At 43.4% G+C, this 14,173-nt stretch carries 13 protein-coding genes; 7 read left to right on the plus strand and 6 right to left on the minus strand.

The genetic code is table 11. From position 1 onward, the window contains the following. Nucleotides 1-208: 208 nt before the first annotated feature. From D0T57_RS03305 to tatC, 4 genes are all read left to right on the plus strand, one after another. Entirely contained in the window at nucleotides 209-1,093 is an 885-nt protein-coding gene (locus D0T57_RS03305; RefSeq protein ID WP_163270863.1) for a sugar phosphate isomerase/epimerase, read from the plus strand. 124 nt (nucleotides 1,094-1,217) lie between these two features. Beyond that, nucleotides 1,218-2,183 (plus strand): FAD:protein FMN transferase, encoded by a 966-nt coding sequence (locus tag D0T57_RS03310; RefSeq protein ID WP_163270865.1) that lies wholly within the window; start codon nucleotides 1,218-1,220, stop codon nucleotides 2,181-2,183. 362 nt (nucleotides 2,184-2,545) lie between these two features. Beyond that, nucleotides 2,546-2,743 (plus strand): twin-arginine translocase TatA/TatE family subunit, encoded by a 198-nt coding sequence (locus D0T57_RS03315; protein ID WP_163270867.1) that lies wholly within the window; start codon nucleotides 2,546-2,548, stop codon nucleotides 2,741-2,743. 17 nt (nucleotides 2,744-2,760) lie between these two features. Next, nucleotides 2,761-3,594 (plus strand): twin-arginine translocase subunit TatC, encoded by an 834-nt coding sequence (gene tatC / locus D0T57_RS03320; protein ID WP_163270869.1) that lies wholly within the window; start codon nucleotides 2,761-2,763, stop codon nucleotides 3,592-3,594. A 49-nt stretch (nucleotides 3,595-3,643) separates the two neighbouring features. Here the strand turns inward: tatC and D0T57_RS03325 are convergent, their stop codons facing one another. The 5 genes from D0T57_RS03325 to D0T57_RS03345 form a co-directional block, all read right to left on the minus strand. Continuing rightward, nucleotides 3,644-4,501, minus strand: coding sequence for a neutral zinc metallopeptidase (locus tag D0T57_RS03325; RefSeq protein ID WP_163270871.1), 858 nt, complete (start codon nucleotides 4,499-4,501; stop codon nucleotides 3,644-3,646). A gap of 18 nt (nucleotides 4,502-4,519) precedes the next feature. After that, nucleotides 4,520-7,441, minus strand: coding sequence for a calcium-translocating P-type ATPase, PMCA-type (locus tag D0T57_RS03330; RefSeq protein ID WP_163270873.1), 2,922 nt, complete (start codon nucleotides 7,439-7,441; stop codon nucleotides 4,520-4,522). Nucleotides 7,442-7,972: 531 nt separating this feature from the next. Next, nucleotides 7,973-9,820, minus strand: coding sequence for a 4-hydroxy-3-methylbut-2-en-1-yl diphosphate synthase (locus D0T57_RS03335; protein WP_163270875.1), 1,848 nt, complete (start codon nucleotides 9,818-9,820; stop codon nucleotides 7,973-7,975). A gap of 256 nt (nucleotides 9,821-10,076) precedes the next feature. Continuing rightward, on the minus strand, nucleotides 10,077-10,418 hold the full coding sequence (locus D0T57_RS03340) for a hypothetical protein (protein ID WP_163270877.1): 342 nt from the start codon (nucleotides 10,416-10,418) through the stop codon (nucleotides 10,077-10,079). A 15-nt stretch (nucleotides 10,419-10,433) separates the two neighbouring features. After that, nucleotides 10,434-10,736, minus strand: a complete 303-nt coding sequence (locus tag D0T57_RS03345) for a septum formation initiator family protein (RefSeq protein WP_163270879.1) — start codon at nucleotides 10,734-10,736, stop codon at nucleotides 10,434-10,436. A 93-nt stretch (nucleotides 10,737-10,829) separates the two neighbouring features. Between D0T57_RS03345 and xerD the strand changes: the two genes are divergently transcribed. Together xerD and D0T57_RS03355 are read left to right on the plus strand one after the other, a co-directional pair. Beyond that, nucleotides 10,830-11,732, plus strand: coding sequence for a site-specific tyrosine recombinase XerD (gene xerD / locus D0T57_RS03350; protein ID WP_163270881.1), 903 nt, complete (start codon nucleotides 10,830-10,832; stop codon nucleotides 11,730-11,732). Between the two features lie 59 nt (nucleotides 11,733-11,791). Then, nucleotides 11,792-12,340 (plus strand): DUF3332 domain-containing protein, encoded by a 549-nt coding sequence (locus D0T57_RS03355; RefSeq protein ID WP_163270883.1) that lies wholly within the window; start codon nucleotides 11,792-11,794, stop codon nucleotides 12,338-12,340. A gap of 72 nt (nucleotides 12,341-12,412) precedes the next feature. Here D0T57_RS03355 and D0T57_RS03360 read toward each other — a convergent pair whose 3' ends face one another. Then, the gene (locus tag D0T57_RS03360; protein WP_163270885.1) at nucleotides 12,413-13,171 is read right to left on the minus strand and encodes a hypothetical protein; all 759 of its coding nucleotides are present in this window, start codon (nucleotides 13,169-13,171) and stop codon (nucleotides 12,413-12,415) included. A 409-nt stretch (nucleotides 13,172-13,580) separates the two neighbouring features. Between D0T57_RS03360 and D0T57_RS03365 the strand changes: the two genes are divergently transcribed. Further along, nucleotides 13,581-14,129, plus strand: coding sequence for an RNA polymerase sigma-70 factor (locus D0T57_RS03365; RefSeq protein ID WP_163270887.1), 549 nt, complete (start codon nucleotides 13,581-13,583; stop codon nucleotides 14,127-14,129). Nucleotides 14,130-14,173: the final 44 nt, after the last annotated feature.

Genomic DNA, 14,173 nt, shown 5'->3' on the forward strand with positions numbered 1-14,173 from the left:
TATTTATTATAGGTTCTTTAGTATAGTTCTTAGCAACTTTTTTATGCTCTTTTTAGCGTATTTTCCACATTTTACTCTCGGTTTAGCCCGCTAAACCAGCGAGCAAACAGACTCTAATACTTTCTTCTATTAAAACTGTAAAATCCATTGGAGGAAGCTTTCTTCCTCCGTGGGTTTAACAGAAAAACACCTTAATAAACTAATTATCATGCGAATATTATCAATTATAGCCGCAGGCTTGCTGATTATGAGTTCTTGCGGATCGAACTCTCCTGCACCCGAACAGGCCGCCCCGCCAAAGAAAGATATTGCACTGCAACTTTACTCTTTCAGAGATGATATAAAAGCAGACTATGCCGGCACTATCAAAAAAGTGGGCGAAATGGGTTACACAGCCATAGAAGCTGCCGGATACTCGGACGGTAAATTTTATGGAAAAAGCCCGGAAGAATTTAAAGCCGATATAGAAGCTGCGGGAATGACCGTGCTCTCGTCGCACGCAACCAAAAAACTGGAAGATAAAGACCTTACTTCGGGCGACTATACCGAAGCCTTGAAATGGTGGGACGAGGCTATTAAAGCCCACAAAGCCGCCGGGATGAAATACATTGTAGCACCTTCGATGCAAGTGCCTAAAACACTGAAAGAATTGCAGGTATATTGCGATTACTACAACGAAATAGGCAAAAGATGTAAAGAAGCGGGAATGAAATTCGGATACCACAACCACGCTTTCGAATTTACCAAAATAGAAGATAAGATGATGTACGATTACATGATCGAAAATACCAACCCAGAGTATGTTTTCTTCCAGATGGACGTTTACTGGGTGGTAAGGGGACAAAACAGTCCTGTCGACTATTTCAACAAGTATAAAGGACGTTTCGAAGTCTTGCATATAAAAGACAATAAGGAATTGGGGCAAAGTGGTATGGTAGGTTTCGATGCCATATTCAAGAATACGGATATAGCAGGCACAAAGCATATTATCGTAGAGGTGGAAAAATACAACCATACTCCTGCCGAAAGTATAAAAATGAGCCTCGACTATTTGCTTAATTGCCCGTTGGTAAAAGAAAATTATAATCAATAATGTTTAGGAAGCACCTCTCCCTACCCCTCAAAAAGAGGGGAGAAAAGCAAAGCCTAGACAAGAGAGAGGAAAAAACATTGGCACATTTACATATTGGCTAATTAGCATATCAAACCAGCTGAATATGAATGCAATAATGGCTGACGACGGTTCTTTCTATTACCAGATACAAGGTAGCGCCGAAGGAACGAATTACAACATCATCTACCAGGATGATGAAGACCGTGATTTTCAGCCGGAAATAGAGAAACTACTGTCGGGGTTCGAAAAGTCGCTGTCGGTTTACGACCCCGACTCGGTTATCTCACGTATAAACAGGAACGAAGATATTGCAATCGACAACTTCTTCGAAGCCGTATTCAACAAGGCAAAGGCAATAAGCATACTTACCGAAGGGGCTTTTGATATTTCGGCAGAACCTCTGTTCAGAGCATGGGGCTTTAGCGCACAGGAAAAGAGTATTCCTGATAATGGGCAAATTGAAATATTGAAAAAACAAATAGGGCTGGATAAAATAGAAATCAAGGACAGGAAAATAATCAAATCCATGCCCGAAGCAGTATTGAATGTCAACGCCATTGCAAAAGGTTACTCCGCCGATGTAACAGCATCGTTTTTAGACGAAAAGGGTTGCAAAAACTACCTTGTAGAAATAGGAGGAGAAATATACCTGAAAGGGGTAAATACGCAAGGAGAACCCTGGCGCATAGGTATAGACCGTCCTTCGGAGAACAACCTGATACCGGGACAAGACTTGCAGGTCATACTACAGCTTACCGATAGGGGAATAGCTACATCGGGCAACTATCGCCAGTTTTATGTAGATAATGGGCAAAAAGTAACACATACTATAGACCCGCGAACAGGTTATCCGGTGAAGCATAACCTGTTGTCGACCACAGTAATTGCCCCCGACACCATGACTGCCGATGCTTTTGCCACTGCATTTATGGTAGGAGGGATGGATAAAGTCACTGAGTGGATAGATAGCTATCCCGATCTGGAAGCACTTTTTATCTGCGATGAAGAGGGCGAGTATAAGGTGTATTATACTGAAGGTGTGGAAGAATATATTATAAATGTGAATTAATTGCACGAAGGTTTATCTATATAGCACCTCACTCCCCGCTCTCTCCAAAGGGAGAGAGAGCCGCAAGGCCACGACAAGAGGGAGTGGAAAAAGTAACAAGGAAAAAAGTATAAAAAATGTGTTACAAGTGTTACTTTTTGGAGAGATACAAGGTACCAGTAGACGAGTTAACAAGTTGGTTTCTTATAAAATATGAACTTGTCTACTTGTATCTAAAGATGTTACTTTTTGGAAGAGAATCCTGACATATCAGAGCGCTGTAAACTATTAAAAAGTGAAAAGAAACCCACAGGGATTTGATTCCCTGCTTTTATTTGTGTTATTTTGAAAACGCTAAACCAAATTATAAAAAAACAATTATTATGAATACATTTTTACTTATCGGAAACCTGGGGACAGGAGAAATCATAGTCCTAGCCATAGTAGTACTGCTTCTTTTCGGAGGGAAGAAAATCCCTGAACTAATGAAAGGATTGGGCAAAGGCATCAAAAACTTCAAAGAAGGTGTTAAGGGCATAGAAGACGACATAGAAGGAACCGACGACACTAAAAAAGACTGATAGAAACCATATAAACTATGGAAGAAAGCAATCAAGGCATGACCTTTTGGGATCATCTGGAAGAACTCCGGTGGACGCTGATAAGGTCTATTGCCGCCCTATTTATATTTGCAATACTGGGATTTGCTGTTATGCCCTATATTTACGACAGCATAATAATGGGTCCCACCAATGCAGATTTTTTCCTATACAAATACTTGTGTGCTGCCACCTCGGCCGTACCATTCCTGCCGGACTTCTGCGACGATACTTTTCAGGTGAAGATTATAAATATCAACCTCGCTTCGCAGTTTTTCAGGCATATGACCACCTCGTTCTGGCTGGCGCTAATACTCACATTTCCGTATCTGGTATTCGAGATATGGAAATTTATACGGCCTGCCCTTTACGACCAGGAGCAGAAAAGCATCCGATGGGTTTTCCTGTTTGGCACAGTCATGTTCTTTATCGGCTGCGTAGTAGGATATTCGCTGGTATTTCCCATCACATTCCGCTTCCTTGCCACTTACCAGCTTAGCGGGAGCATCGAAAACCAGATATCGCTCGATTCGTATATGGACAACTTCCTGATGCTGGTATTCATTATGGGCATTGTATTCGAACTGCCTTTGCTGTCGTGGCTATTGTCGCAACTGGGGCTGCTCAACAAGTCTTTCTTCAAGAAGTTCAGAAGACATGCCATTGTCGGGCTATTACTGGTATCGGCATTCATCACTCCTTCGGGCGATCCGTTCACACTGTCGGTAGTATTCATCCCGCTTTATATGCTGTTCGAACTGAGTGCCTTCTTTGTGAAGCCGGCTCCGGTGGAAAGCGAAGAAGAGGACGAAGAAGAATCCCTATCTCAATAAAGGAGGGATTCCCCTTTTGCGCCGGAACAATTAAGATGAACCTATCTTCTTATAGTTGGGAATAAGAGACTGAGAACGTATCGCCATTGGCAATATTACCAGTCTGCAATCCTTTCTTTAGCCAACGGGAGCGTTGCGCAGAAGTTCCGTGATTGAAAGCATCGGGCACTGTATATCCCTGCGATTGCATTTGCAGGCGGTCGTCGCCGATCTGGCTAGCTGCGTTCAGCCCTTCTTCTACATCACCATCTTCGATGGAGTTGAACGTCTTATTATCGTGATAGGCCCATACTCCCGCGTAGAAGTCGGCCTGTAGTTCGAGCCTTACATTCAGGCGGTTGCTCTCCACCTGATTGACGCGCTGCTGTTGTTGGTGCACCTTATCGAGTGTACCAAGCAGGTTTTGCACATGATGCCCTACTTCGTGAGCTATCACATAGGCATAGGCAAAGTCGCCCCCTGCACCCAGTTGGTTCTTCATCTCATTGAAGAATGAAAGGTCGATATACACGGTCTTGTCGGCAGGGCAATAGAAGGGCCCTGTAGAAGAAGAAGCACTACCACAACCTGAGGTAGTAGCCTGAGAGAACAAGACCATACGTGGCGGAGCATATTTCATCCCGTTTTGTCGGAATATCTCAGTCCAGACATCTTCCGTTCCGGCCAGTATCGTCTTAGCAAAGGTGGCTGCCTCCTCGTCTTCCGCTGTTGGAGTATAGGCGCTCTGTGTAATACCACCGCCGGATAGTTGCTGGCTGACAAAAGCCATAGGGTCGCCACCCAAAAACCATATTATAAGGCCGATAACAATGGTTCCACCTAAGCCAAAGCCCATTTTACCACCTGCGATACCTCTGCCGCGACGGTCGTCTACATTGTCGCTGGTTCTTCTTCCATCAAGTCTCATGTCGTTATATTGTTTATGTTATCTTGTTTTACTTCTTATCAACCTTATCAATTCGCCAATCCATAGTACCACAGATGTTCCTCCGATGATGATACCCCAGTCTTGCAAGTTGAGCGGCATAGTACGGAACACATCGCCACCGAAGGTTACTATTATAACCTGCCCTATCAGTATAATAAGGGCAACAACTTCGAAGCCTGCGCTCTTGCCCAGCCCGGAAAAAGCAGACTTGCCTGTGGCATACGCTTTGGCATTGAACATATTCCAAAACTGTAGCAATACGAATACAGTAAAGAAATAGGACAGGAAGTACCGTTGCCGGTCGCCTTCTTCTATATAACTAAAGAACGAGTTCAAGTGTTCGGGGAAGGCAAAATAATACATCATACCCAATAACAGGACTACAAACACGATACCTGTGATAAGTATATGGCGCGCAATAGAAGGAGTGATAATAAAGTCGCTGTTCTTTCGCGGCTTCACCTTCATCACATTCGGATCGGGCGGAAGCGAAGCTAATGCTCCTGCGGCAAATGTATCCATTATCAGATTGACCCAAAGCATCTGTGTGACCGTAAGCGGAAGTTCCTGACCAAATATCGAGCCTAGGAAAACGATAAGCAAGGCGGCCACATTGATCGTCAACTGGAAGAGGATAAACCGCTGGATATTCTTATACAGCGAACGCCCCCACATAACGGCTGTGGCAATGCTACTGAAAGAGTCGTCGAGCAGTGTGATGTCGCTGGCTTCTTTTGCTACGGATGTTCCCGAACCCATCGAAAGCCCTACATCGGCATAGTTGAGAGCCGGGGCATCGTTCGTGCCATCGCCTGTAACAGCAACGATCTCACCATTTTGCTTCAACAGGTTTACCAAACGTTGTTTATCGGTAGGACGGGCGCGGCACATTATCTTGAGCTTCTGTACCCTTCTGAAAGCTTCGTCGTCCGGCAAGTTTTCGAAATCGAGGCCTGCTATAATATTCTCGTCGGTATCTGTGTCATCGTTCCAGATACCTATCTGACGGCCAATTTCCTTGGCTGTACCATATGTGTCTCCTGTCACGATTTTCACTTGCACACCTGCTTCGAGACATTGGTAAACAGCATCGGGAACATCAGGGCGAACCGGATCGGAAATACCGGCAATGCCTAAAAACTTCAAGTCTCCGGCAGCCATCTGCTCTATCGTACGGGTATCTCCTTCTTCTATATACTTATAGGCAAATCCGAGCGTGCGCATTGCCTGATTCTGGTACTTCAACAACTGGTTGTTTATCTCATCCCTATATTCATCTGTAGCTACTTCTCCTTCTGTAGTAACCACAGCCGAACTACGCGATAAGACAACCTCCGGTGCGCCTTTTACATAAAGCACCTTATGTGTCAGTTTGGGCGAATCGACAAGTGTTGCCATAAACTTGCGTTCGGTAGAGAAAGGCAGCTGGTCTACAACCTGCTCTTTATTCCTTATATTGCTGTAAAGTATCTTCCTGTCGTTAAGCCACAAGAGCAACGCACCTTCTGTTGGATTTCCCAACGCACCCACTTTCTGGGCTGAGAAATCGAGAAAGGCTGTAGAGTTCACCGAAATATTGCCTATAATAAGACGGCTTGCCTCGCTGTCGGAAAGCACCTGGTCTTTCAACCCGTAGAAATTGGTGTTGGCTACCTGCATTTGGTTTTGGGTCAATGTCCCTGTCTTATCCGTACAGATAACGGTAGTTGCCCCCATTGTTTCCACGGCGTGCATTTTGCGCACCAGATTGTTCATCTTGAGCATACGGCGCATACTCAGGGCAAGGCTAAGTGTTACACTCATCGGCAAACCTTCCGGCACAGCGACTACAACCAGTGTGACTGCCACCATAAAGGCCTGCAATATCTCGGTGGCAACATTAAGGTTTACCCACGAATCATCGTCCAATGGGTCTATACCGAAAAGGTAAGCGACACCGCATAATGCAACTGTAACCAGAAGCCCTGTTATTATCCACCTGAGCCAGCTACCTTTGGCAACTGACTTTGGCAATTTCAGATCGCGACCCGAAAGGCTCAACCCATCGTATATTATCGGCATCCATACCTTAACCATAGCTACCACAACCCCTAGTATAGCAGCACCAAGCAGTACCAACTGATCGGAGGTGACATTGGCACTGGCATCAAGTATTACATCCTTGAGCAAAAGCACTACGAAAGTAAGCACCGCCAAAACAAGCCCTACAACACCGATGAACTTAGCCAACGAATCCAATTGCCTGTTCAGAGGTGTTTGACCTTCAACCTTTTCGGTGGCTTTCTCCGCCACTTTGCCAAATTCCGTGGCATCGCCTACTTTTGTTACTTCGTATATACCGTGCCCGTTTATAACCTTCGTGCCCTTCAGCACCCAGTTGGAAGGATAGGTTACATCGTCTTCGAAATGCTCAGGATTGGTTGTCTTGTCGATACTCAACTCCCCCGTAAGGCACGATTCGTCTATCTGCATCGAAACGGCTTCGAGCAATTCGCCATCGGCAGGCACTTCGTTCCCTATTTCCAGCAAAACAATGTCGCCGACTACTATATCCTTTTTGGCTATCTGGCGCACATTGCCGTCGCGCATCACCATCAGCATTTCCTCATCGTTGACCTGATTGAGAACATCGAACTTCTTATTGGCATCTACTTCGAACCAAAACGAAACTCCTGTTGCCAACAATATGGCGCAAAAAATACCAATGGTTTCTATATACTCATTATGAATAATAGATATACCCAACGACAGGAATGCCGCAATAAGCAATACCCTGATAATAGGATCTTCGAACTTCTTAAGAAAAAGCTTCCAAAGGGGTTCTTTCTTGGGCGGGGTAAGAATGTTAGCCCCGTGTTTCTTACGGCTCTCTTTTACCTGCTTGTCGGTAAGCCCTGTATATGTCTTTTTCGTTTCCATCAAATAGCTATCAATATCCTTTTATAATACCAGCCGGCAGCTGTTACTTTTTGTTCCTTCTCCAATGCCCAGCTTTACGGGAATCCCGCTTTCATTTAACCTATTTTTACAATATATAGTTAAAAAGTAACACATGTAACATCTTTTTCGGTTATCTGTCAACAACTTTTCTTCTCTTTAGATACAAGTAGACAAGATACGAGATACAAGTTTATATTTTATAAGAAACCAACTTGTTAACTCGTCTACTGGTATCCTGTATCTCCCCAAAAAGTAACACTTGTAACACATTTTTCAGCCTTTTTTTTGTTACTTTTTTCCTCTCCCTCGTCGTGGCTTTACACATAAGTCCCCCAAGGGGGATTAGGGGGCTTCCCTTTGGAGAGAGCGGGGAGTGAGGTGCTATATAGATAAACTTTTTTACTTCCGATTGATAAATATACAACCCCCAAAACCAACAAAGATAACAGTATAAACAGGCAATAGCCTGCCCCTGCTGTTAATTTATTGTTACAATAATTCTGCGTCCTATTATTGGTCGGGCTCTACCCAATCGCCATTATCCTTAATCAGTTGCACCAACCTTTCTACTGCTTCCTCCGAAGGAATATTCTTTTCTATCAGGTTCTTTTTCTTATACAGGGATATCTTTCCGCGCTCTGCACCTACATACCCATAATCGGCATCCGCCATCTCGCCGGGACCGTTTACAATGCAGCCCATTACCCCTATCTTAAGGTGCTTGAGGTGCGAAGTCGCCTTCTTCACCACAGCCACCGTTGCCTGCAAATCGAACAGAGTACGCCCGCAACTAGGGCAAGATATATATTCTGTCTTGCTTGTCCTTACGCGTGAGGCCTGCAATATGCCGAACATATAGGCATCGACCTCTTTCGGGGCTATGCTTCCCTGATTTTCTACCATGATACCATTGCCAAAGCCATCGAGGAATAGCGTACCCAGATCAGCGGCAGCTTTTATCTGCAAGTCTTCGGGAAGGTCTTCATTATATTGGCGGTTGAATACAACCGGGGTATCGCACCCGCTATTCATCAGGGTGTGGACGAAGGCACGCTGTTCTCCCACCCCATTCATATGCGATGTGGTAAGTATAACAACCACCGATTTATCACTTTTCAGCACAGAGATAACCTCATCGGTCAGATGTGGGTAAGACAAGCGAAGGAATTTAACGGTAGCATCTGCTTCTCCGATCGCACTTAGATTGGATACTTCGAAGAGAGGATAGGTATTCTTTTCGCCCTTCCATCCTGCATAATCGATAATAGATGGTATAGCTCTCGGCGCCTGCAATGGGAATGTGCTTCCCACATAGATATAATCGGGCAGGAAGTGCGGGTTTAGTTCGAAATTGCCGCCCGAACGGTTGGATATGACTACAGGAAGGCTATCGCCGCCAATATTTCCCGCAATATACGTCTCCCTCCTGTCGGTAGAGAATGGCGAATAATTGCTATTTGCTACAGCCTTTATTTCGGGATGGCCTACTCGGCGTATTATATAATCGACCAGTTTCTTGGCAACAGGTATTTCATATTCGGGATCTTCGCTCAGCGATACACGGATAGTATCGCCGATGCCATCGGCAAGCAAAGAGCCGATGCCTACTGCCGATTTTATGCGCCCGTCTTCGCCATCGCCAGCCTCGGTCACACCGAGGTGCAGTGGGAAATGATAGCCTTCGGCATCCATCTGCTGAATGAGCAGACGCACGGCTTTTGCCATCACCACCGTATTGGATGTTTTCATCGAAATAACAATATCGTTGAATCCTTCGGCAACACATATATGCAAAAACTCCATGCACGACTCCACCATACCTTCGGGCGTATCGCCATAACGGCTCATAATACGGTCGGATAGCGAACCGTGGTTCACGCCTATGCGGATTGCTGTTTTATGCTCTTTGCAAATATTCAGCAGGGGGATAAGTTTGGCCTTTATCTTTTCTATTTCCTGCGCATATTCTTCGTCGGTATAATCGAATGTCTCGAATGTTTTTACCCTGTCGACAAAGTTACCGGGATTGATACGCACTTTCTCTACTATCCGTGCGGCGGCTTCTGCGGCACGCGGATTGAAATGTATATCGGCTATAAGCGGGGTGGCATATCCTTGCGCTCGCACTACATCCTTGATATTCCGTAGGTTTTCGGCTTCGCGCACTCCTTGTGCCGTGAGGCGGACATAGTCGGCTCCTGCCTGCACTATGCGTATTACCTGTGCCGCGCTGCCCGCGGTGTCGTTGGTATTTGTATTGGTCATCGACTGGATGCGGACAGGGTTGTCGCCGCCCAGTGGTGTATCTCCTATTCTGGCCACTGACGACCGGCGTCTTTTATAATTGAAAAAATCCATCGCGATTGATATTTAACTATTTGGTGTAAAAGTATAACAAAGATAGATTTTTTTTGTTTGAATAGGATTAGAGTCAGGGTAAACGCATGAAAAATAATATTACTGTTTTGAGTACTGTAATTTATTTGGGGCGAATGATAATTGACTCCGTCGATTTTCAATTCGCCAAAGACCTTTTCTATTTCGGGCGAATGATAATTCGCCCCTACAAGGTTCAGAATTGATTTCCGATAAATTTAGAGTCTGTTTACAGACCTTACTCTTCTTTGGGCAGGATAATAGTACAATACAAGGTAAGTATAGCCGAAACAAGCAGGATTACAGGCCAGAAATTTATATCCACAAACATCAGGTAGGCAGAAACAGCCATCAGCAACACTGCGAATATCTGTATATTGAAAAGCCTCTTAGCCCGCAGGCTCTTTCCTCTGTAGGGCGAGGTGAAGACAACGGCTGTGAAGCCGGCCACACCTGCTATCATCATATATTTGGCTATTCCGGCTTCGAAATAATAAACGATAGCTGCCAATAAGATTACAATGGCGGATATCTGGAAGAATATATTTTTTGTCTTTTGGTTCTTTTGTCTCGATGTCATCAGTGATATATGGTCTTATTCGATAATGAAAACATCTTCGTTTTCCTTTTTCATCAGGTAGTTTTCGCGGGCAAACCGCTCTATGTGGCCTGCATCCGATTCTATTTGTTGCAGTTTATGCACATCTTCTGCTATCTTTTTCTTGTAAACGTCGATTTCGCTGTTAAGCTCCCTTATCTTAGAATCGTGCGTGAAACGGTCGATAAGGCTGCCTTCGCTGATAAAAAAAGCATAGACGATGATAACAGCAAGCAGCAGCAATTGTATTGCCGTATATTTAGTCCGTATATATTTGAAGATGGAATTTAATATTTTCATAATTTTACCGGAACAGGATTTGTTTTTAGCGAGCGATAATTAACTTTACTCCAATTGCAAAGATATATATTTGTAACCAGATTAGCTTAACCGATGGAACTAAAAGATAGTATAAGAAATAAATATAAGAATTACCTGTTGCTGGAGCGTTCGTTGTCAGCCAATTCGATTGAGGCATACATGACCGACCTCGATAAGTTATCGGGTTTCCTTTTCAGCGAGAGCATATCTGCCGAAAATGTGAAGCTTGATGATTTGCAGCAGTTTGTAGCCCAGCTTTACGATCTGGGTATCGGTGCCCGCTCGGTAGCCCGTATTATTTCAGGCATAAAGTCGTTTTATGGCTATCTGATGCTCGATGGTTATATACAGACTGACCCTACAGAATTGCTCGAAACACCCAAGATAGGATTGAAATTGCCGGTTGTATTGTCGGTAGACGAGATTAATGAGCTGATGGATATAATAGACCAATCGACAAAAGAGGGACAACGAAACAGGGCTATACTCGAAGTGCTTTATGGCTGCGGGCTGCGCATATCGGAACTGGTGAAGATCCGGTTTTCCGACCTGGCCTTCGACGAGGGCTTCATCAAGGTAGAGGGAAAGGGTAGTAAGCAACGGCTTGTACCTGTTTCGCCGGCTGCCATAAGGGAGATAAACAGTTACCTGTTTTATCGCAGGGAAATGACACCGAAGAAAGGCTTTGAAGATATATTATTCCTTAGCAACAGGGCAACGCCTATCTCGCGCATCACCGTTTTCCACTACATAAAAGAATATGCGGAAAAAGCGGGAATAAAGAAAAATATCAGCCCACATACGTTCCGCCATTCGTTTGCCACACATTTGCTCGAAGGCGGGGCTAATATCAGGGCTATACAGATGATGCTGGGACACGAGACGATAACCACTACCGAGATATATACACACATGGACAGGGAATACTTGCGACAGGAAATAATAGAGCACCATCCCCGCAATAAGCCGCGATAATCGTTCGTTTATTTAAATATCATTGTATATTTGTACAAATAACTATTAAAAGATCACTTATGAAAAGAAAGTTTTACATGAAAACAGCGGCTTTAGTATTAGCTTCGAGCCTCTTATTTTCCTCTTGTATAGGTTCGTTCAGTCTGACAAGCAGGTTTGCCTCGTGGAACCAGACTATCGATAGCAACCGTTTTGTAAATGCTATATTATTCGTAGTGTTTATCCCGGCCTATATGGTAACGCTGGTAGGCGACGCACTCTTGTTCAACACTATTGAGTTCTGGACAGGAAGCAATCCTGTAGAGGCTGGCGTAATAAAAGAAGTGCAAGGCGAAAATGGTGTATATCTCGTAGAAACCCTTGAAAACGGATACCGCATAGAGGATGAAAACGGAGTGGAGACTTTCCTCATCTACGACAAAGAATCGAATACATGGAGCAAGGTAGACGATGGCAAAGCGACAAAGCTGATAACAATAAACAAGGACAAAAACGATGCTATAGTGTACTTGCCCGATGGAAGGGAGCAAAACGTAGAACTATCGAATGAAGGCCTGTTGGAAATAAGAAAAACTATGCAGGACATGAGTTATATGGCTGCGAGATAATAATTGATTTTCTGAAAATAGCTATAATAAAAAAACACCCTTCCGGGTGTTTTTTTATTATATATACACAAATTATTTTGTATAATATTTTGCCGGAATTAATGCCAGTGATGCAATATAGCCTTGTTTTGGATATTCCAATATCAATAAAGGAAGAATCTTTGTTGGAGGAATAAAGTTAAGAGGCAAGCTTGTTTGCTTTTCTAGCTTGAATGTCACACACCATGCATCGGCTCCACCGCTAAGGCTATCGCTCAGTTTGTGGCAGAAATAACTCTGATGGTCGCGCAGGTCGTTTATAAACTTCTTGCAATCTTTTGGCACATCGTCGCTTTCCTTCATATCCGATATTTTTTCGGATGTTTCGGCAAGCCATTGCTCATCGTACATATGCTGCTCGTCCATAGCAAAAAGGAATACTATGCCCGTAGCTCCTTTTTCAGTGCTTGGCTTCCACAATCCACTATGAGCCTGCACCACACGTCCATATACAATAGGAGATTCGGGTACATACTTTTTATAACCGCCCAGATTATCAAGCGCGATCGTATCTTTTACAAATTCACTTTCCGGATCGCGAGGCACAGCCTTGTAAGCATCCAACTTTGCATAATCAAGTGCATCCATAGCGCTTTGCAAAAGTGCCTCCTCGGCAGCTACACGCTCAGCGTATTTACGCCTGTATTCGGTAACATCGATACCCTGTCTTTCCAGGTCGTCGATTGCATCAGGTGTAAGGCTGGCTTCCCAGTCTGCAATTGATTTATTCATCTGCCCTTGTCCGCCTGTAAGCTTGACCATCCATTTTCCAAGTGATTCTAGAAATCCCATAAGTTTAGTGTTTATTGGTTTGTAATTTATGTACAGCCGAATATAATAAAAATAAGCTAATTTTTCAGAAACCAGAGTTTAAAATCAAGGGAAAGCATTTTTTGTGTAAAAAAATAAGAGCTTATACTGAGTAACTGTTTAAATTTTATACGAATACTTTATTATTACTTTTTCTTCATTCATTTTCAGTCTGTTTTCGGCTAATTTCCCCCTTCGCTCAGCTCAAGTACAGTTCTAAAAATTAGAATGAATAAAATTTAAACAGTTACTGATTGTTGGATGAGGTCTAAATGAAAACCAATTTGTGATATTTCCTCACAATTACATAGAATAAAAGATGAACTTAAATTTTGCAATTGTTTTCAATTTCATTATCATTGTAAAAGCATTTTTATTTTCCGCAAAAGATATGCATCAATTCACTGAATTATTTCAGAATTATTACCATAAGTTCGTACATTTTGCCAATTCTTATTTGGAAGATGAAGCTGCTGCCGAAGATATTGTCATGGATAGTTTCATGTATTATTGGGAAAACAAAGCTGCTGCCGGCTCTATTGACAATCCTCAGGCCTACCTTCTTTCCACCATCAAAAACAAATGCCTGAATGCCCTTCGCGCAAAGAAAGTACGTCTAAAGGCTAATGACAATATCCGCGATTATAATTATCGTTTGCTGGAAGCTTCAATTTTTACATTGGAAGCTTGTAATCCGACAGAACTGTTTTCCGAAGAAGTTGCTCAAATGGTAGACGAGGCTATAAATTCATTGCCACAACAAACAAAAAGAATCTTTGTAAAGAGCCGTTTTCAAGGAATGAGCTACAAAGAGATTGCCGAAGAAATGAATACTTCGGTGAAAAATGTTGAGAAACATATGACCAAAGCTTTAAAAATATTACGTGTTGCTTTAAAAGACTATATCCCGGCTATTTTATTCTTAATGTTCTTCAAGTAAGGAGAAATATTTTCAAAATTTATTAAAAAAACGTTTAGTATCCC

The organism is Dysgonomonas sp. 511, assembly GCF_010501105.1.
Taxonomy (GTDB): domain Bacteria; phylum Bacteroidota; class Bacteroidia; order Bacteroidales; family Dysgonomonadaceae; genus Dysgonomonas.